General features: G+C 60.8%; 16 protein-coding genes and 1 tRNA gene. 14 read left to right on the top strand and 3 right to left on the bottom strand.

Features of this window, described 5'->3' with window-relative positions; translation table 11 throughout:
* Window positions 1–741 precede the first annotated feature (741 nt).
* The 6 genes from B5527_RS31360 to B5527_RS31335 all read left to right on the top strand — a co-directional run bounded on the left by B5527_RS31360 (window position 742) and on the right by B5527_RS31335 (window position 6,548).
* Window positions 742–2,301, top strand: a complete 1,560-nt coding sequence (locus B5527_RS31360; protein ID WP_079604955.1) for a 2-isopropylmalate synthase — start codon at window positions 742–744, stop codon at window positions 2,299–2,301.
* Window positions 2,302–2,661: 360 nt separating this feature from the next.
* On the top strand, window positions 2,662–3,672 hold the full coding sequence (locus B5527_RS31355) for a TRAP transporter substrate-binding protein (protein ID WP_079604954.1): 1,011 nt from the start codon (window positions 2,662–2,664) through the stop codon (window positions 3,670–3,672).
* A gap of 107 nt (window positions 3,673–3,779) precedes the next feature.
* On the top strand, window positions 3,780–4,352 hold the full coding sequence (locus B5527_RS31350) for a TRAP transporter small permease (protein ID WP_079604953.1): 573 nt from the start codon (window positions 3,780–3,782) through the stop codon (window positions 4,350–4,352).
* Complete coding sequence (locus B5527_RS31345) at window positions 4,352–5,635, top strand: TRAP transporter large permease (protein ID WP_079604952.1); 1,284 nt, start codon at window positions 4,352–4,354, stop codon at window positions 5,633–5,635. The genes B5527_RS31350 and B5527_RS31345 overlap by 1 nt, the downstream gene beginning before the upstream one ends.
* Window positions 5,636–5,750: 115 nt before the next feature.
* Window positions 5,751–6,302 (top strand): Spy/CpxP family protein refolding chaperone, encoded by a 552-nt coding sequence (locus B5527_RS31340; protein WP_079607649.1) that lies wholly within the window; start codon window positions 5,751–5,753, stop codon window positions 6,300–6,302.
* 170 nt (window positions 6,303–6,472) lie between these two features.
* Window positions 6,473–6,548, top strand: a tRNA-Lys gene (locus B5527_RS31335).
* Between the two features lie 196 nt (window positions 6,549–6,744).
* Here B5527_RS31335 and B5527_RS31330 read toward each other — a convergent pair.
* Window positions 6,745–7,932 (bottom strand): FAD-dependent monooxygenase, encoded by a 1,188-nt coding sequence (locus B5527_RS31330; protein ID WP_079604951.1) that lies wholly within the window; start codon window positions 7,930–7,932, stop codon window positions 6,745–6,747.
* A gap of 287 nt (window positions 7,933–8,219) precedes the next feature.
* Between B5527_RS31330 and B5527_RS31325 the strand changes: the two genes are divergently transcribed.
* The 3 genes from B5527_RS31325 to B5527_RS31315 are packed head-to-tail and all read left to right on the top strand — an operon-like array spanning window position 8,220 to window position 11,530.
* A complete protein-coding gene (locus tag B5527_RS31325; protein WP_079604950.1) occupies window positions 8,220–9,506 on the top strand; it encodes an ABC transporter substrate-binding protein in 1,287 nt (428 codons plus the stop codon).
* 52 nt (window positions 9,507–9,558) lie between these two features.
* The gene (locus B5527_RS31320; RefSeq protein WP_079604949.1) at window positions 9,559–10,605 is read left to right on the top strand and encodes a cupin domain-containing protein; all 1,047 of its coding nucleotides are present in this window, start codon (window positions 9,559–9,561) and stop codon (window positions 10,603–10,605) included.
* Window positions 10,606–10,642: 37 nt separating this feature from the next.
* Window positions 10,643–11,530, top strand: coding sequence for a fumarylacetoacetate hydrolase family protein (locus B5527_RS31315; RefSeq protein ID WP_079604948.1), 888 nt, complete (start codon window positions 10,643–10,645; stop codon window positions 11,528–11,530).
* On the opposite strand, the gene B5527_RS31310 is transcribed toward B5527_RS31315, so the two are convergent.
* Complete coding sequence (locus B5527_RS31310) at window positions 11,527–12,339, bottom strand: IclR family transcriptional regulator (protein WP_172842729.1); 813 nt, start codon at window positions 12,337–12,339, stop codon at window positions 11,527–11,529. The genes B5527_RS31315 and B5527_RS31310 overlap by 4 nt on opposite strands.
* 179 nt (window positions 12,340–12,518) lie before the next feature.
* Between B5527_RS31310 and prpB the strand changes: the two genes are divergently transcribed.
* The 3 genes from prpB to B5527_RS31295 are packed head-to-tail and all read left to right on the top strand — an operon-like array spanning window position 12,519 to window position 16,267.
* Window positions 12,519–13,436 carry a methylisocitrate lyase gene (gene prpB / locus B5527_RS31305; protein WP_079607648.1) on the top strand — a complete coding sequence of 306 codons (918 nt, stop codon included), beginning with the start codon at window positions 12,519–12,521 and terminating at the stop codon, window positions 13,434–13,436.
* The gene (locus B5527_RS31300; RefSeq protein ID WP_079604946.1) at window positions 13,433–14,584 is read left to right on the top strand and encodes a 2-methylaconitate cis-trans isomerase PrpF family protein; all 1,152 of its coding nucleotides are present in this window, start codon (window positions 13,433–13,435) and stop codon (window positions 14,582–14,584) included. The genes prpB and B5527_RS31300 overlap by 4 nt, the downstream gene beginning before the upstream one ends.
* A gap of 21 nt (window positions 14,585–14,605) precedes the next feature.
* On the top strand, window positions 14,606–16,267 hold the full coding sequence (locus B5527_RS31295; protein WP_079604945.1) for an FAD-dependent oxidoreductase: 1,662 nt from the start codon (window positions 14,606–14,608) through the stop codon (window positions 16,265–16,267).
* Between the two features lie 25 nt (window positions 16,268–16,292).
* On the opposite strand, the gene B5527_RS45525 is transcribed toward B5527_RS31295, so the two are convergent.
* Window positions 16,293–16,472 (bottom strand): hypothetical protein, encoded by a 180-nt coding sequence (locus B5527_RS45525; RefSeq protein WP_172842728.1) that lies wholly within the window; start codon window positions 16,470–16,472, stop codon window positions 16,293–16,295.
* On the opposite strand from B5527_RS45525, the gene B5527_RS31290 reads away from it, so the two are divergent.
* Together B5527_RS31290 and B5527_RS31285 are read left to right on the top strand one after the other, a co-directional pair.
* The gene (locus B5527_RS31290) at window positions 16,471–17,226 is read left to right on the top strand and encodes an IclR family transcriptional regulator (protein WP_172842727.1); all 756 of its coding nucleotides are present in this window, start codon (window positions 16,471–16,473) and stop codon (window positions 17,224–17,226) included. The genes B5527_RS45525 and B5527_RS31290 overlap by 2 nt on opposite strands.
* Before the next feature lie 180 nt (window positions 17,227–17,406).
* Window positions 17,407–18,726: an MFS transporter gene (locus tag B5527_RS31285; protein ID WP_172842726.1), complete on the top strand. Its 1,320-nt coding sequence runs from the start codon at window positions 17,407–17,409 to the stop codon at window positions 18,724–18,726.
* The last annotated feature ends 69 nt before the right edge of the window (window positions 18,727–18,795 follow it).

The following is an 18,795-nucleotide window of genomic DNA, read 5'->3' as shown; positions in this document are numbered from 1 at the left end:
GGCGATCCAGTACTCCGAGACGCCAGTGATTGACTCGATAAGCCGCGGCGTATTGGTTCCCCGCTTTCGCGGGGATGACAACCTTTGGTGGAGGAGGGAAGCGACGAAGGGTGACCGAACGACGCACATCGCCGGGAGAACGCGGCCGCTTGTGTGAAATCATCTCGGCTGTTTGGAATTTCAATCGGGAGTTCGCGTGCCTTCTTTACCCTCCCCTGGAGGGGGAGGGTCGGCTCACATGGAGCGTAGCGAAATGTGAGACGGGGTGGGGTGACAGTCTCTCAACACAGGCAGCGTTCGAGGGGAGAGACTGTCACCCCACCCCGATCGCTGCGCGATCGACCCTCCCCCTCCAGGGGAGGGTAAGGGAAAAGGTCAGCCTGTCTGACTATCTTTTGGCATTGCGGGGGCCCACATTTCTCGTTTAGAACGAACACGGAAAGCGCGTCCCTGGCAACGAACCGTCAATGGTTTTGGCCGAGAATCGGGCTTCCAAAAGGGTCTGGCAATGCTGATTCGCAGCGAAATGTTCGGAGTTCACGGGAAGGCGGCCGATGCCGCCCGTCCCGAAGCGATTCCGGCTGCGTCCGTGCCCACCCTGCTCCTTGGCGGGCTTCTGCTTCTTATCTGCCCCTGAGGGCCGTCTGGGCGTTGGCGCCTGGGCACTCAGGGGTTGCGCGAGATCACCAAGCCCCCTTCAGCGCTCAGAACGTCAGCGCACCAGCTACAAGGAACTTTCCGATGACCCCCGCTAAAAAGTCCGACAAGGACCGCGTCGTTATTTTCGACACCACTTTGCGCGATGGCGAACAATGCCCCGGCGCCACCATGAGCTTCGAGGAGAAGCTCGAGGTGGCCGAGATGCTCGACGACATGGGCGTCGATGTCATCGAGGCCGGCTTTCCCATCACCTCCGAAGGCGATTTCCAGGCGGTCAGCGAGATCGCCCGGCGCTCCAAGAATTCGGTGATCGCCGGCCTGGCGCGGGCGCATCCGAAAGACATCGACCGCTGCGCGGAAGCGGTGAAGTTCGCCCGGCGCGGCCGCGTTCATACGGTGATCGCCACCTCGCCTTTGCACATGCGCGTAAAACTCAACATGACGCCGGAGCAGGTGCTGGAAACCTCGATCGCCAACGTCAGCCGCGCGCGCAACCATATCGACGACGTCGAATGGTCGGCCGAGGACGGCACCCGCAGCGAGATGGACTTCCTGTGCCGGATCGTCGAGGCCGTGATCAAGGCCGGCGCCACCACGGTCAACATCCCCGACACGGTCGGCTATACCGTGCCCGAGGAATATACCCACTTCATGCGCACCCTGATCGAGCGGGTGCCGAACTCCGACAAGGCGGTGTTCTCGGTGCACTGTCATAACGATCTCGGCATGGCGGTCGCGAATTCGCTGGCCGGCATCGCCGGCGGCGCGCGGCAGATCGAATGCACCGTCAACGGCATCGGCGAGCGGGCAGGCAATGCCGCGCTCGAGGAAGTCGTGATGGCGATCAACGTGCGCAACGACAAGTTTCCATGGTGGAACAAGATCGACACCACCATGCTGACGCGGGCGTCGAAACTGGTGTCGGCGGCGACCTCGTTCCCGGTGCAGTACAACAAGGCGATCGTCGGCCGGAATGCGTTCGCCCATGAGAGCGGCATCCATCAGGACGGCGTGCTGAAGGACGCGTCGACCTATGAGATCATGCGCCCGGAGATGGTCGGCCTGAAGCAGTCGTCACTGGTGCTCGGCAAGCATTCCGGGCGTCATGCGTTCGTGCACAAGCTGGAGGAGATGGGCTACAAGCTCGGCGCCAACCAACTGGAAGACGCCTTCGTGCGGATGAAGGCGCTCGCCGACCGCAAGAAGGATATCTACGACGAGGACATCGAGGCGCTGGTCGATCAGGAGATCGCCGCTTCGCATGACCGCATCAAGCTGACCTCGCTCACGGTGATCGCGGGCACCCATGGTCCGCAGCGCGCCACCATGAAGCTCAATGTCGACGGCCAGGTCAAAATCGAGGAAGCCGAGGGCAACGGTCCGGTCGATGCGGTATTCAACTGCATCAAGCTGCTGGTGCCGCACGAGGCGAAGCTGGAGCTGTATCAGGTCCACGCGGTCACGGAAGGGACCGACGCCCAGGCCGAGGTGTCGGTGCGGCTTGCCCATGAAGGCCGCTCGATGACGGCGCGGGCTTCCGATCCGGATACGCTGGTGGCCTCGGCCAAAGCCTATCTCGGGGCTCTCAACAAGATCGTCATGAAGCGCCAGCGCGACATCCCGGCGGCGGCGGCAAGCTGACTGCTCGGTCACACTCTTCTCCCCTCCCTCCGCGAAGCGGTGGGGTCGAGACGAGCGAAGCTCGCTCTTAGGGGTCGGGGGTGGGGGGTCTATCAGCAGAAAACGTGGGTTCAGTAAACGCGGCGCCACCCCCCACCCCCGACCCCTCCCCACCACTCGCTTCGCTCGTGGGGGGAGGGGAGAAGAAGGGCAGCAAACGCCACGTTTCATCATTTTGCACTGCAGCAAAATTATACAAACGGCCCCTGCTAACGGGCAATGGCATTCCGCATCGCTTCTCTGTATTGGTGCCGCTGGAATCTGGAATAGGCATCGGGGCAGGGCTGCTCCGCGCTTTGCAAAAATCTCGCGGGAGGAAAAATGCGTAAACTGGTATTGGCTGCTGTGTCGTTCGCGGCATTGGCATTGGGTCTGTCCGGCCCGGCGGCGGCGCAGGCGCCGATCATCCTGAAATTCAGCCACGTCGTGGCGTCCGATACGCCGAAGGGCAAGGCCGCCGACAAGTTCAAGGAACTGGCGGAGAAATATACTAACGGCAAGGTCAAGGTCGAAGTCTATCCGAACTCGACGCTGTACAAGGACAAGGAAGAACTCGAGGCCCTGCAGCTCGGCGCGGTGCAGATGCTGGCGCCGTCGAACTCCAAATTCGGGCCGATCGGCATCAAGGAATTCGAGGTGTTCGATCTGCCCTACATCCTGCCCGACCTGAAGACGCTGCGTAAGGTCACCGACGGTCCGCTCGGCGCCCGGCTGCTCAAATTGCTGGATTCCAAGGGCATGACCGGCCTCGCCTACTGGGACAACGGCTTCAAGCAGATGAGCGCCAACAAGAAGCTGATCGCGCCTGCCGACTACAAGGGACTGAAGTTCCGGATCCAGTCGTCGAAGGTTCTGGAAGCCCAGTTCCGCGCGCTCGGCTCGATCCCCCAGGTGATGGCGTTCTCGGATGTCTATCAGGCGCTGCAGACCGGCGTCGTCGACGGCCAGGAGAACACCTGGTCGAACATCTACACCCAGAAAATGCACGAGGTGCAGAAGTACGCCACCGTGACCAACCACGGCTACATCGGCTACGTCGTGGTGGTGAACAAGAAGTTCTGGGACGGGTTGCAGCCGGACATTCGCGACGAACTGACGAAGGCCATGAAGGAAGCGACCGAATTCGGCAACGGTCAGTCGGCAATGGACAACGACCAGGCGCTCGAGGCCATCAAGAAATCCGGCAAGACCGAAATCGTCACGCTGACGCCGGAGCAGGACGAGGCGATGCGCAAGGCGATGATGCCGGTCTACAAGGACGTCGCCAGCCGGGTCGGCCAGCCCCTGATCGACGAATTCCTGAAGGAAACGGGCCGCGGCCCGATGAACTGAGCCGTCCCTAAGGGATCGCTACAGACGGGGTCCGCGGCCGGCACGGTCGCGGGAAGGTGCTTGGTCGGGCGGTTTCATCAGCCGCTCGATCGTCGCGGGGGATATCGATGTTTTTACGTTTTCTGGACCGGCTTGAGGAAATCATCATCGCGAGCCTGATGGGCGCGGCGACGCTGATCACCTTTGTCGCCGTCGTCCATCGCTACCTGGTCGACATTCCCGTGCTGTATCCAATTCTGTTCCCGATCCGGCTCGATTGGTCGCAGGAGCTGTGCATCTATATGTTCATCTGGATGGCGAAGTTCGGCGCCGCCTACGGGGTGCGGACCGGCATCCATGTCGGCGTCGACGTGCTGATCAAGCGGCTCAATCCGGGCTGGCAGAAGGGCGTGATTTTGTTCGGCCTGATGGGTGGCGCGCTGTTCACCTTCATCGTCGGCACCATGGGCGCGAAATTCGTGTTCGAATTGATGGGTACCGACCAGGTCTCGCCCGATCTCGAATTGCCGAGCTGGCTGGTCTACGCCTGCATCCCGCTCGGCTCCTATCTGATGTGCTTCCGCTTCCTGCAGGTGTCGTGGACCTACTTTCGCACCAGCGAACTGCCGCATCATGACGCGACCAACATCGACGGCATCGAAGTCAGTCCCGACGCCCCCGTCGCGCTCGGAGAAGCGTAATGAGTGCGGCCCTTATTTTCGGACTGCTGTTTGCCCTGATGCTGACGGGCATGCCGATCTCGATTTCGCTCGGCCTGACCGTGCTGACCTTCCTGTTCACGATGACGGAAGTGCCGATCGAGAGCGTCGGGCTGAAACTGTTTTCCGGCCTCGACAATTTCGGAATCATGGCGATTCCGTTTTTTATCCTCGCCGGCACCTTCCTGACCCGCGGCGGGGTGGCGAGGCGCATGATCGCCTTCACCGTCTCGCTGGTCGGCCATTTGCCGGGCGGCCTCGGGCTAGCCGGCGTGGCGGCGTGCGCGATGTTCGCGGCGATCTCGGGATCCAGCGTCGCCACCGTGGTCGCGATCGGCTCGATCATGATGCCCGCGATGGTGGAACACGGCTATCCGCGCCGCTTCGGCGTCGGCGTGATCTCGACCTCCGGCGCGCTCGGCATCCTGGTGCCGCCGTCGATCATTCTGGTGCTGTACGGCGTTTCCACCAACACCTCGATCGGGGCGCTGTTCATGGCCGGCATCGTGCCGGGCATCATGCTGGCGCTGATGCTGGCCGCCGTGACCTGGTTCATCGCCTGGCGCAAGGGCTATCCTCGCATGCCAAAGGCGACGCTCCGGCAGCAATGGACCGCGTTCCGCGAGAGCGTGTGGGGCCTGCTGCTGATCGGTATCGTGCTCGGCGGCATCTACGGCGGCGTCTTCACGCCGACCGAAGCCGCCGCCGTGGCCGCGGTGTACGCGTTCTTCATCACCGTGTTCGTCTACAAGGAATTGAAGCTGCGCGAAGTGGGCAAGGTGCTGCTGCAGGCGGCGAGCATGAGCTCGATGCTGCTCTACATCATCACCAACGCGGTGCTGTTCTCGTTCCTGATGACGCACGAGCAGATTCCGCAGGAGATGGCGGCCTGGATCATCGACAAAAATTTCAGCCTGTGGGCGTTCCTGCTGGTGGTCAACGTCCTGCTGCTGATGGCCGGCAACGTGATGGACCCGTCATCCATCCTGCTGATCATGGCGCCGATCCTGTTTCCGCTGGCGACCAAGATCGGCGTCAATCCGGTTCACCTGGGCGTGCTGATGATCGTGAACACCGAAGTCGGGCTGTGTCATCCGCCGGTCGGCCTCAATCTCTATATCGCCAGCGGCATTGCGAAAATGGGCATCAGCGAAATCACCGTCGCGGTGCTGCCGTGGCTGTGCGCGATGCTGATTTTCCTCGGGCTGATCACCTACATCCCCGAGATTTCGCTGTGGCTGCCGCGGCTGCTCGGCATGATCTGAACGGTCGCTGAACGGTGAAGATTACATGTTGGTAAGAGGTGCTTCCATTTCCAAACTGTAAGTTGATTGCGCGCCAAAGCCCGCCATGCTGGTGCAACCTTCAAAGGAGGTTCACATGAAGAAGTTTGCCATCGCCGGGATCGCAGCACTTGCCATCGCCGGTTCAACCGCAGTCTATGCCCAGCACCGTCCCTGGTTTCACGAGCACATGCGAATAAACCCCGAGGACCGGGCGGCGTTGACCGACGCGAAGATCGCCGCCGTTCACGCCGGGCTGAAGCTCAATCCCGATCAGGAAAAACTATGGCCGCCGGTCGAGGCCGCGGTGCGGGATTTCGCCAAAATGCGAATCGATCGCGCCAATGCGCGGATGAACGCGCCGCGGGACGAAGCTCAGAGACCCGACCCGGTGGCGCGCCTGCGCGAGCGCGCCGACACCATGGCGACCACGGCGACGGCGCTGAAGAAGATCGCGGACGCCGCTGACCCGCTCTACAAGACCCTCGACGAGGGCCAGAAACGCCGCCTCACCATCCTGACCCATATGGAAGGCCGGTTCGGCGGCGAAGGCTGGCGGCACCGCGACTCCGAGCGCCACATGGATCGCGATCGGGATGGCGGATCGGACAGGGATCATGGCGGCCGGGAGGGCCCCGAGCGGCTCTGAGCCCGCAAGCCTTCAATCGATCGAAAGCCTGGGAAAGCCGCTGGATCCCGGCGGCTTTTTCGGTTTAGCCTCCCGCCGACAAGACTGGGAAAACCCCGCCGGTTTGCTGGACATCGGGGAGTCGCTTTGCTAAACGACGCGCTCTTGCGAAGGCTTTCCGGGCCGGTTCCGGGCGCATAGCTCAGTTGGTAGAGCAGATGACTCTTAATCATCGGGTCCCAGGTTCGAGCCCTGGTGCGCCCACCAAGCTTTTCAAGCACTTAGCGGTTTAGCCAACGCGCAAATCGGCCGCGGTTTACACCTCGGTTTACAGTTTCTGACTGATAAGCAAATCGTCGAAACGGAGCCAGTCTGCAGACTGATAAGCAAAGAGTAGTTTCCTTATCAGTTTTGAATCAGGGGTGCGATCGAGCGGCGCAGCCGTATCGGTCTAGCTTCGCCGTCACTCTTTGGTGACGTCATAACCGTAAATCCACTCGATTTGATAAGTGTGCGATGAAGGCTTAATGAGCTTTCTCCACGCATAAGCGGTATCGCGTTTGAGCCTTGCCCATCTCGAGGTGAGATGGTTCACTTTGGCGCGCGCGTTGGCTGCGCTTTGCACACGGGATGCCCGGTCACGCCGCAGGCCCTCGTATCGTTCAAGGGCTGCGTTGGGTTCTTGTCTGTCTGCGGCCAAGGAGGACGCCAGCGCAAAGGCATCTTCGATGGCCATGCAGGCACCCTGCGCAAGATAGGGCAGCATCGCATGCGCGGAATCTCCGAGCAAAGTCACCCTTCCTTTGCTCCAGTTCGAAAGCGGGGACCGGTCGAAAAGAGCCCATTTGTAGCAGTGCTTGGTTGCGGCAAACAGCTTGGTCAGATCTGGATGCCAATCCTTGTAGGCTTCGACGACTTCAGCGATGCTCGCCTCGCTGCGCCATGATTCCGTGGACCAGTCAGATTCGTGGCTCGCGACCCAATTGATGAGTTTCCCTCCCCGAACGTAGTAGTGCACGACGTTCGAGTTGGGACCGAACCAAACCGTCATGTCGGGCGCGAACATCCCCTTCGGCACATCTTCGACCGGCACCAGCCCGCGCCAGCAGACGTTTCCTGTAAACCGCGGCGACTCTTTTCCAAATAAACAGTTGCGCACATTGGAATGGATGCCGTCTGCGCCCACCGCAATATCGGCCCTGATCTCCGCACCGTCGGTGAATTTCAGGACCGCATGGTTATCGACCGTGCCGACATCGATGCAATTTGCGTTGAGTCGGATGGTGCCTTCCGGCAGGGCGTGGGCGAGCAGCTTATGCAAGTCAGCTCGATGAGCACCGAAATAGCCGGAGCCGAATTCACGTTCATAGACGTTTTTCATTTGCGTCGCGGAAATAACGCGGCCGCTCTTCCAGCTTCGTACGACGTGGCGATCGGGTTCGAACGATATCTTCCTGAACTCGTCTTCCAGTCCCAGGGCCCTCAGTACCTTCATGGCGTTGGGGCTCAGTTGGACGCCGGCGCCGATTTCCGACAAACTCGATGATTGCTCGTAGACAGTTGCGTTGAAGCCCTGCCGCCGCAGCGCGATCGCGGACGTCAGCCCGCCCAGGCCCGCCCCGACGATGGCGATATCCTTGATCTCCCGCATATGCCTGCTCCTACGGTACCGACGACGAGGTGGTTGTGTGCCATTGGCATATGAATGTGTCAATTCGCAACGCTGTCATGGAGGCCGGATCCCCGGCAGGCCCCGATATCTGCCTTTAACTGCGTGGCTTGCATTGCTGCGTTGATTTAAATTTAGACCCGTCTTGATCCATTGACATATGCGTATGCTAATGGATAACAAAAGTCTGGCGTTTTCGCCGTTCCGCGGGACTGCGCGGTTGGTTCGAGGCGGCGACGACGACAGAGTCACGCGGGCGAGGTTTGGGGATGTGGCGTCCCGGGAACCGTGGCTCGTTGCGCGTGGGGCACAAATTGATAAGGGCGTGGGAAACAAAGGAGGCGACCGCGGTGGTCAATTGTTCGGTTAACGTTGCGCGCGCATTGTGCGCAGTCATCTTCTTTGCGGCGGCCGTGCCGGCCCGCGCGGAGCCAACACTGAAGTTGGGTGTTTTGACCGATCTCTCCAGTTTCGGTGCCGATGTAACGGGGAAGGCCTCCCTAACTGCGGTTCAAATGGCTATCGACGATTTTGGAGGCTCGGTCCTAGGCAAGAAGATCGAGCTGGTCTCCGCCGATACCCAGAACAGGCCGGATATCGCCGCTAACCTTGCGCGCGAGTTTCTTGACCAGAAGCATGTCGACGTGCTGCTCGATCTCCCGCAATCGGCGGTCTCCCTTACGGTGCAGAAGATCGCCCAAGAGCATCACACCATCGATATCGTGACAAGCGGCGTGACCGCGGAGCTTACCGGCAAATCCTGCTCGCCGTATGGGGTGCATTGGGCCGAGGATACCAATGCGCTCGCGGCGGGAACCGTGGGCGCGCTGGTCTCGAGCGGTCTGAAGAAGTGGTATTTCGTCGCGGCGGATTTCGCCTTCGGCCACACCATGGAGGGCGCCGCTCAAGCCGTGCTGGCACGCAAGGGAGGCGTCTCGGTCGGTACGGTCTGGGTTCCCACCTCGACCATGGATTACTCCTCTTTCATCATGACCGCGGCCGGAACCAACGCCGAGGTCGTGGCATTCGCTACCGTCGGAAATGATTTCGTGGCGTCGATGAAGCAGGCCCATGAATTTGGCCTTGCGCAATCGGGCAAGAAGATCGCCGGCCTGATCACCTATCTGTCTGATATCCACAGTCTGGGTCTGGACATCGCACAGGGGCTGTACGTGACTTCCAGCTTTTACTGGGACCAGAACGATGCGGCCCGCGCATTCGCGGCCAGTTTCGAGAAGATCGAGGGGCGTAAGCCGAACAAGACTCACGCATCGCTTTACGCCGCCACGCTGCATTACCTGCGTGCGGTCAAGGCAGCCAACTCGTCCGATGCCGATGCCGTCATCGGCGCCATGAAGTCGACGCCAGCGGATTACTTCGGAAAGTCCGTGAAGATTCGCGAGGATGGTCGCGCCATCTTCGATCTCGACGTCTATCAGGTGAAAAGCCCTGCGGAATCGAAAGCTCCCTGGGACCTCTACCGCAAAGTCAATTCGGAGCCCGGCGACGAATTGTTCGCTCCCATCAACAAGACGGCGTGCTCGTTTCTGCACTGAAGCCTTTTCCCGACCGTCAACGGCGGCGTCGCTACAAATAAAGGAGGTTGCAATGGCCGAAACCATGATGTCTGACGCCTCGGAGCGGAGGGCGCTTTCCGCCGAACTCGAGCGCTTCAACTGCAGGGTGGCCCAGCCGGACGATCCGCCGCTGTTCACACGGCAGCCGGTCTCGGCCATGAAGCCCTGTCATTGGCGTAGCGGAGATCTTGACCGCCTGCTCGACAAGATCGGAGCCAAGCTCAAGCTGGAGGCCGGCGGACAACGTCGCACCATCAGGCTGACCAATCCCGGTCTTCCTTATGGAACGACCCCAACTTTCTGGGCTTCCATCCAGTACATTTTGCCCGGCGAAGTCGCGACCGGCCACCGTCACGCTGCGACCGCGCTACGCTACATCATGCAGGGCAAGGGCGTCGATACTATCGTCGAGGGAGAACAGTACCCCATCAACGAGGGTGATCTGGTGTTAACGCCGAGCTGGACGTGGCACGACCACGAACACAAGGGATCCGAGCCGATGATCTGGCTTGATGTGCTCGACATCTCGCTGGTCCGATCGCTCGAAGCCACTTTCTTCGAAGCATCGTCGCAGCCGCGACAGCCGGTTTCCAATATTTCCAACCGGTCGTACCGGGAATTCGGAAGCGGCATCATGCGGCCGATGACGCCGTCGCACACCGGGCTTGCCAGCCCGATTCTGGCCTATACGCGGGATCGCGCCCAAGAAGCCTTGCAGCAGGCCGCCGGACTCGAGCCCGATCCGTTCGATGACGTCATCCTCGAATACCAAAATCCGCTCACCGGCGCCCCGGCCTTGCCGACCATCGGAACGGCGCTGCAGATGCTGCGCCCGGGCGCGCGCTGCAAGGCTCACCGCCATACCGGAAGCGTGGTCTATTACATCGTTCGCGGCAGCGGCAGTACCACTATCGATGGCCAGACCTTCGACTGGGACAAGGGCGACTTCCTCGCGCTGCCGCCCTGGGCGGAGCACGGTCACTGCAACCGCTCATCGACGTCGGAAGCGGTCATGTTCCAGGTCAACGATTTCCCGGTTCTGAAAGCGCTCGGGCTTTACCGCGAACAGGCGAGTTGAACCAGGTGGTGCGGCGACGAAATAACGGAGACATGAAATGAAGTTGGCAAGTTTCGGCGGTGGCCGCATCGGCGTCGTCGTCGATGACCGGCTGATCGATGCGACAGTGGCATCCTCGGTATCAGCGGATTTCTGGCCTCCGGTCGGCATGGTAAAACTGATTGCGGATTTCGACCGCGCGAGGCCGCAATTGGAGGCATTGGCGCAAAGTGAAGCCGGGACGCCGCTTTCCACCGCCGATCTCGAATGTCCGATACTTTGGCCCAACAAGGTGATCGCGTTTCCGGCCAACTACCACGCCCATGTCGAGGAGATGAAGACCGGCACCGGCCTCATCTCGAAGTTCAAGGCGGATGGACAAGGTTTCTTCCTCAAATCGAATTCCAGTCTGAGTGGCCCGCGCGAACCGATCGCGCTGCCGAACATCCAGGGACGACAGGTCCATCACGAATGCGAGCTTGCCGTCATCATCGGAAAGGGCGGCCGGATGATTTCGCGCGAAGACGCGATGGACCATGTTTTTGGCTACTCCTGCCTGCTGGACATCGTGGTTCGCGGCCAGGAGGAGCGGGTGATGCGAAAATCCTACGATACGTTTTGTCCGCTCGGTCCCTATATCGTGACACGCGACGAGGTGCCGCGATATGACGACATCGACCTGCTGCTCGAGGTCAACGGCGTGGTTCGCCAGAAAGCCAACACCAGGGATCTCATCGTCGACATTCCCGATATGATCCGCATGGCCTCGAGTGTCATGATGCTCTATCCCGGCGATATCATCGCCTCTGGCACGCCGGCCGGCGTCGGGCCGTTAAAGGGCGGCGACAAGGTGAAGATCGTTATCAGCCATGTAGGCTCGATGACGCTCGACGTCGTTCAATCGGAAAGCGGGGGGCACGAACTCTGGAACAAGCCCGCCGCCTAGCTGCTGTCGCTATCGCTTCGACTGCGGGCGCCAAGTTGGGCCGACACGCGGGCAGCTGCCGCCGTAAGAAGCCGTACCGTCGGTCCGTCATAGGAGAAGTCGCTGTCGCCATGCGTTCCAAGCAAGGTCATCGTGAACGCGACGCCCGCGGGACCGAACACGGGTACCGAGAGTGCATCGATTCCTGAGCGGCGCTCCCCTTCGGAGTGGGAGAACCCCAGGCGCCGAACCTCTTCCACGCGTTCGCCGTAGCGCGCGCGAAGAACCTCCAGCGCCTGGCCGCTGCTGGCATGAAGGGCTTCGAGTTCACGTTCGATCAGCGGCGCGGTGATCTGTGCCGGTTGATGCGCGACCCAAGCCCGCCCGGTCGCGGTCGTCAGAAGCGGCAAAATCGATCCCTCGTTGATCCGGACCGCGATGTCGTTGGCGCCCTGTCTCCATCTCAGCACCATCGGACCGAGCTGCGACCACACCGTGGTGTGCGCATCATGCCCTGCCGCCGCCGCGAGCCGTGCCAGTTCGGACGTGACCACCTCCACCGCATCGATGCGGCCCAAAGCTGTCAGTCCCAGTTGTCGCGAAAACGGCCCGAGATCGTAAAGTCCCGTCGCGTCGTCCTGACGGACCATGCCGAGCACGGCAAAGCTCACGAGATATCGATAGGCCTTGCTTGCCGGCATGCCGGCCGCCTTGGCCACGTCGCGCAGCGGTACTGGGCCGCTCACGCTCGCGAGCGCCCTCAGGACCGAAGCGCCGACCGTGATGGACTGGATACCGCGCGGCGGGCGCTGGTTTCGCGTTCGTTTCAAGCGACCTCTTCCCCCTCGATCGGCCCAAGCATAATAGTTTTGTTCCGCGAACGGATCGATAGGGATGTCGCGTTTCCCAATGACATATATATTGACTATTGTGTAATCAAACAATAAGCGTTTCTTTGGCTGCTCTGGGCTCGTTGCCTGCCGCGGGCCGTTCGGATAGCAGGTGGATGATGACGTATTTGGTCGCCGAGGGTCTTTCGAACACGCCTGCGGGACACCGGCTGGCGTCGCTGTTGGCGCGCCCGGGTATCCTGCGGATGCCCGGAGCCCACAATGGAATGGCGGCGCTGCAGGCCAAGGCAGCCGGCTTCGAGTCGGTTTACCTTTCGGGCGCAGCGATGACGGCTTCAATGGGACTGCCGGACCTCGGCGTGCTCGGTCTGGAAGACGTGTGCTGGTTCGCCCGGCAGATCGCGCGCGCGGCCGACCTGCCGATCCTCGTGGACGGGGACACCGGCTTCGGCGAAGCGCTCAACGTCATGCACATGGTCAGGAGCCTCGAAGACGCGGGCGCCGCGGCCGTTCAGATCGAAGACCAGATTCTACCGAAAAAATGCGGCCACTTGAACGACAAGAAACTGGCCGATCCGCTGCACATGGCCGCGAAGATCGCCGCGGCAAGGAAGGCGAGGCGGCATCTGCTGATCGTTGCACGCACCGATGCCGCAGCTGAAGAGGGCGTCGACGGAGCGGTGGCGAGGGCCGAACGCTATATCGAGGCGGGCGCGGACATCATCTTTCCGGAGGCCTTGATCAATGCCGAGATGTTCGCCGAATTTGCAAAACGCGTCAAAGTCCCGCTGCTCGCGAACATGACGGAGTTCGGGCGGACTCCTTTCTTCACCGGGGCAGAATTCGAAAGGATGGGATATCGCATCGTGATCTGGCCGGTTAGTTCGCTGCGCGTCGCCAACAAGGCGCAGGAAGAATTGTATGCCGCCATCAACCGCGACGACGGAACGCACAAGGTGCTGGAGCGGATGCAGACCCGAAAAGAACTCTACGCCCGGATCAACTACCAGGAATTCGAGGAACTGGACTCGACATTGGTCCGCACCATCGTGCCGGAAGGAATGCCTCAACGATGAGCGGCTCTCGCGGACGGCATGTATCGCTGCCGGCGGTTTTCATGCGTGGCGGCACCAGCAAGGCGGTCTTCTTTCGCCAGGAAGATCTCCCGAAGGCGGCGCCCCCGCGCGATTGCTCGAACTGGGACGCGATCTTTTGCGGCGTTCTCGGCTCGCCTGATCCGAACGGACGTCAACTCGACGGCATGGGCGGCGGACTTTCATCGCTGTCGAAAATTGCGGTTATCGGCAAGCCGACGCATCCCGACGCTGACGTCGATTTCACCTTTGCGCAGGTCGGCATCCGGGAAGCAATCGTGAGCTATCGCGGCACCTGCGGCAATATTTCGTCGGCAGTCGGTCCCTACGCCGTCGACGAGGGATTGGTCAGGGCAACGGGGAATTCCGCAACAGTCCGGATCCATAATACGAACACGGGCAAGATCGTGGTTGCAACGTTTGCGCTGCAGGACGGCAGAGCGGCGGTTGGCGGCGAACAGTCGATCGCGGGCGTTGCCGGTGAAGGCGATCCGGTAAGACTGGCCTTTCTCGATCCCGGCGGCGCCACCACCGGCAAGCTGTTGCCGACGGGAAACGCGCGCGACGAACTTGACGTCGCCGGGGTTGGTCAAATCGAAGCCTCCCTGGTCGATGCCGCCAATCCGGTGGTATTTGTGCGCGGCAGCGCCTTTGCGCTCGACCCGCGATCGCGCCCCGAAGACCTCGAGAAGGATGCGGAACTCGTGCAGCGGCTCGAGGAAGTTCGTGTCGCGAGCGCGGCGCGAATGGGCCTTTGCAGCGAACAGGAAGCCCGGACCAGAATCAAGAACCTGCCCCTGGTCTCGCTGATCTGGCCGCGATCCGCAGCATCCGCCGAAGCCGATATCGTGACGCGAATGATCTCGGCCGGGCAACCGCATCGGGCCACCCCCTTGACGGGAGCGATGTGTCTCGCGGTCGCAGGCAGGCTGCCTGGCTCGATTGTCGCCGAGGCTCTGAGCGAGCGTTCCGAGCCGGACCGCGACATAACGATCGCGCACGCTTCGGGAATCCTGACCCTCGGCGCAAAGGTGCGGATCTCCGGCGGTGAAGCCGTCGCCGAGGAAGTTGTGGTCTACCGTACGGCGCGGCGCCTCATGGAAGGGCGCGTGTTCTACCGAACCAGCTAGCTGAGTTTTGTGAGAGAAAACATGACGAAATCCCGAACCTCCGTATTGATCGTGGGCGCCGGTCCAGTTGGTCTTGCGCTCGCCGGCGATCTGGGCTGGCGCGGCGATGCATGCACGTTGATCGAACGCACCGACGGTGCGATCTCGGCGCCCAAGATGGACATGGTCGGTATCCGCACCATGGAACATTGCCGCAGGTGGGGGATCTCCGACTGGGTCTCGCACTCGCCCTATCCACGGGACTACCCGCAGGACAATGTGTTCCTGACCTCGTTGACCGGCTATGAACTCGGGCGCGAAGCCATACCACCCAAGAACCTCGAGAAGCGGCCTCCGCAAAGCCCCCAGAATCGTGAGCGTTGCCCGCAGGACATGTTCGATCCGATCCTGACGCGCTTCGTCCGCCAATTCGAACACGTCGATCTGCGCTATCGCACCGAACTCGTCGATTTCGGTGAGCGGGACGACGGGGTCGTGGCTACGCTTCGCGACCACGCTGCCGGGCGCGATTATCAAATGACGGCGGATTTTCTGGTGGGGACCGACGGCGGCTCCAGCGCCGTGCGCGAGAAGCTGGGCATCGGGATGTCCGGGCAGCCGGTACTGACCTATACGACCAACATTATTTTTCGCTGTCCCGATCTTCCCGAGCTTCATGACAAGGGCAGGGCCTATCGCTTCATCTTCATCGGTCCGGAAGGGACCTGGCTGACGATCGTTGCGATCAACGGCGCGGACCGATGGCGAATGTCGATCGTCGGCACAGCGGAGAAGAAAACATTCACCGAGGAGGAGGTTAAAGACCTCATTCGGCGCGCGATGGGCAAGGATTTTGATTTCGAGATCCTGACCATCGTCCCGTGGGTCCGGCGCGAACTGGTCGCGGACAGCTACGGGACCAAGCGGGTTTTTATCGCGGGCGATTCCGCCCATCTGATGTCGCCGACCGGTGGGTTCGGCATGAACACCGGCATCGGCGATTCCGTCGACCTGGGTTGGAAGCTGGACGCGATGATACGGGGTTGGGGTGGCGCCGATCTTATGCGCAGCTACGAAATCGAGCGCAAGCCAATCGCGGTCCGCAATGTCAGCGAGAGCAGCGGCAATCTGAAACGAATGCTGTCCAGCCGCGATCGCAAGCCTCCGGCCGAAATATTTGGAGACAGCGAGGCCGGACGGCAGGCCCGCAAGGAGTTCGGTGACTGGTATGCCGAACAGATGCGCCGCGAATGGTTCACAATCGGCATTCATCTGGGCTACCGTTATGAGAATTCGCCGGTCGTCTACAGCGACGGCACGCCGTCGCCGGCCGATGAGATCGCAACCTATACCCAGATATCGCGGCCGGGTTCGCGCGCGCCCCATGTTTGGCTCGCGGATGGTAGCTCCACACTCGATCTCTTCGGCCGAAGCTTCGTCCTGCTGCGTCTCGGCCGCGATGCACCCGATGCCGAACGATTTTTGCGCGCGGCGAAAGCGAGGAATATGCCGCTCGACGTTCAGGTCTTGGATGACGAGGAGGCGTGCAAGATTTACCAGTACCGGCTCGTGCTGGTCCGTCCCGACGGTCATGTGGCTTGGCGTTCGGATAACCTGCCCAAGGACGCCGGCGAAATTCTGGACGTAGTCAGAGGGGCGCGTTCATCGGCCGTCAATGAGCGCAACGCCTCGCGCGTCGCTTGACGTTCGATCGATGCGTGCTTCAACATCACGGCGATGGGCGTGCGAGTGATGTGGTTTCTTCGGAGCTTTGATCCGTTTGTTTGAAGACGCTTTTTAATACGAGAATTGGTACGGGATAGATGCCACCCATCAGCGGTAAGAAACGTCCGGGCATCCCGAAGAAGTCCGGGACGCCGCGAGGTATCCAATCGATCGAAATCGGCATGCAGGTTCTCAACGCATTGGCTGCCTCTACGGGACCGCTTCACCTGCGCGATGTCGCCAAGGCGTCAAAAACCTCGGCGAGCAAGGCTTACCGCTATTTGGTGAGCCTGTCGGAGGCCGGTCTGGTGAGGCAGGACCCCGACACGGCTCAATATGACCTCGGGCCGTTCTGCTGCGATATCGGCCTGTCCGTGCTCAAGCGCATCAACGGCATCGAAGTCGTTACGGAAGCGTTGGCGGCGGTGGTGAATGAGATCCATCGCGACGTACACGCGACGGTATGGACGGATTCCGGGCCGATGGTCATCCGATGGCTCGAAGGATCCCCGGGCGTGGCGATCAAGGTCAGGTCAGGCGTTGTCCTTCCGGTGTTGACCACGGCCACCGGGCGGGTTTGGGCATCTTATCTACCCGCACAGACGACCAAGCCCATGATCGATAGCGAACTGACGAGGCTGGAGCATACCGAGTCATCGTCCAAAGAAGACCTCCTGCAGCGATATCGCGATCGAATAGACGCCGTACGTCAGTTCGGATTGGCCCGGTCGCAGGGCGAACGTCGCACCGGAATAGACGCCTTGTCCGGCCCGATTCACGGACCGGAGGGAATCGCGTTTGCCGTGACCGTGATGGGCTCTCACCGTGATTTCGATCTTTCCTATCAGGGGAAACCTGCCCAGACTCTCAAGACCATCTTGAACACGGCAAGCAGGTCTCTGCAGGGCTTCTCGAGCGCGGAAGCGGCCGAAAAATAGTCTGTCGCCGACCCGCGGGTTCGGGTTGCGCGTCGACGTACTCGGTTCGGTAAGCGTATTCCAATGTAAAATAAATTTGCTAAAAGGAAAAATGCCAAGTAGCTTTTTCCTGGGCGGAAGCATCGGCATCACCAAGAAACGGCAACTTTCACAAAGCGGCAAACGCGAATGACCATTAGCATGGACGATACGCCGTGGTCTCGTGATGAGGCCGTGGCGGATAAAAGGCTGGGTGCCGAGCAGATCAAAATACTGGCTTTGGCGTCGTTGGGCTCGATCCTCGAATTTCTCGAGTACAACGTCTTTATATTCCTGTCGCCCATCATTGGGGCGTTGTTTTTCCCGCCCGACATTCCTCCCACGATCCGGACCATTCAGGTCATGTCGGTGTTCGCCATCGGCTATCTCGGCCGTCCCATCGGTGGAGTCCTGCTTGGGATTCTCGGTGACCGGTTTGGCCGCAAGAGAACTTTCGGTTTGTCGGTACTGCTGATCGCCGCCGCAACCCTCTCGATCGGTCTGCTGCCTACGTTTGCAACCGTAGGCGTCTGGGCTCCCGTCCTGCTGCTGCTCTGTCGGCTTCTCCAGGGGTTTTCTCTCGGCGGTGAGCTACCAGGCGCACTCATTTTCGCCGGCGAGTCCGTTCCTCAGAAGCGCTTTGGGTTCATTGCCGGCGTTCTTACCGCAACGTTCAGTCTTGGATCGCTTCTTGGCGCTCTGATCGTCATTGCGCTCGAAAATTCGATCAGTCACCACGATCTGGAAAGTTACGGCTGGCGGCTGCCCTTCCTGCTGGCCGGCTTGTTCGGATTGGTCTCGTACTATCTTCGCAGATATACAAGGGAGACCGAGGTTTTCAGAGAACTCGAAAGGCGCGGCGCTTTGTCGAGGGGGCTGACGCTGAAGGTGATCTTCCAGCGATACAAGATGCGCGCTGTCTATTGCGTCCTGATCGCGCTAATCATCGGCATCATCACCAATTCGACCGTCCTGTATCCGCTTTCCTACTTCGTGAGCCAGCTTCACATGGATGTCAAAACCGTCCATGCGGCTCAGCTCGTGTCGCTGGTCGCGAACGGCCTCGGATGCGTCATTGTCGGATTCGCCAGTGTTCGCTTCGGGATTGTTGGGATAGCCGCGCTTGCAACGGTGGCGCTCGCTGCGGCGATGTTCTGGTTTTACCAAGGTATACCAGACGGTCCGGGCCTGGCGCTCCGCTGGGGGCTGGTGCAATTTCTGTGCGCCCCGCTCACGATCTTGCCGCTGTATGTCATTCCCCAGATGTTTCCCCCGCAAACACGCCTGACCGGGTTCGCTCTGACGTTTGGATTTGGACTGGTGCTGAGCAGCATCACGCCGGTTATCCTGCCGATCATCGGTCAATACTCGTCGTATTTCTTGTCGGCGTATCCGGTAGTCTTTGCGGTTGTTTCAGTCGTTTCTGCCTTCCTCGCGACCGCCCGCTTGCGTCCTCTAGAAGATATCCGGGAAACTGTCTGAGTTTCCGAAAAGCGCCAAAAGCAGCATCCCGTTGTTATAGTTTGCGCGACGACCGAGAACGGCGAGAGG

Source organism: Bradyrhizobium erythrophlei (assembly GCF_900129425.1).
Taxonomy (GTDB): domain Bacteria; phylum Pseudomonadota; class Alphaproteobacteria; order Rhizobiales; family Xanthobacteraceae; genus Bradyrhizobium; species Bradyrhizobium erythrophlei_C.
The sequence above is the reverse complement of the archived record's forward strand: the minus strand, read 5'-3'. Positions and strand labels throughout refer to the sequence as shown.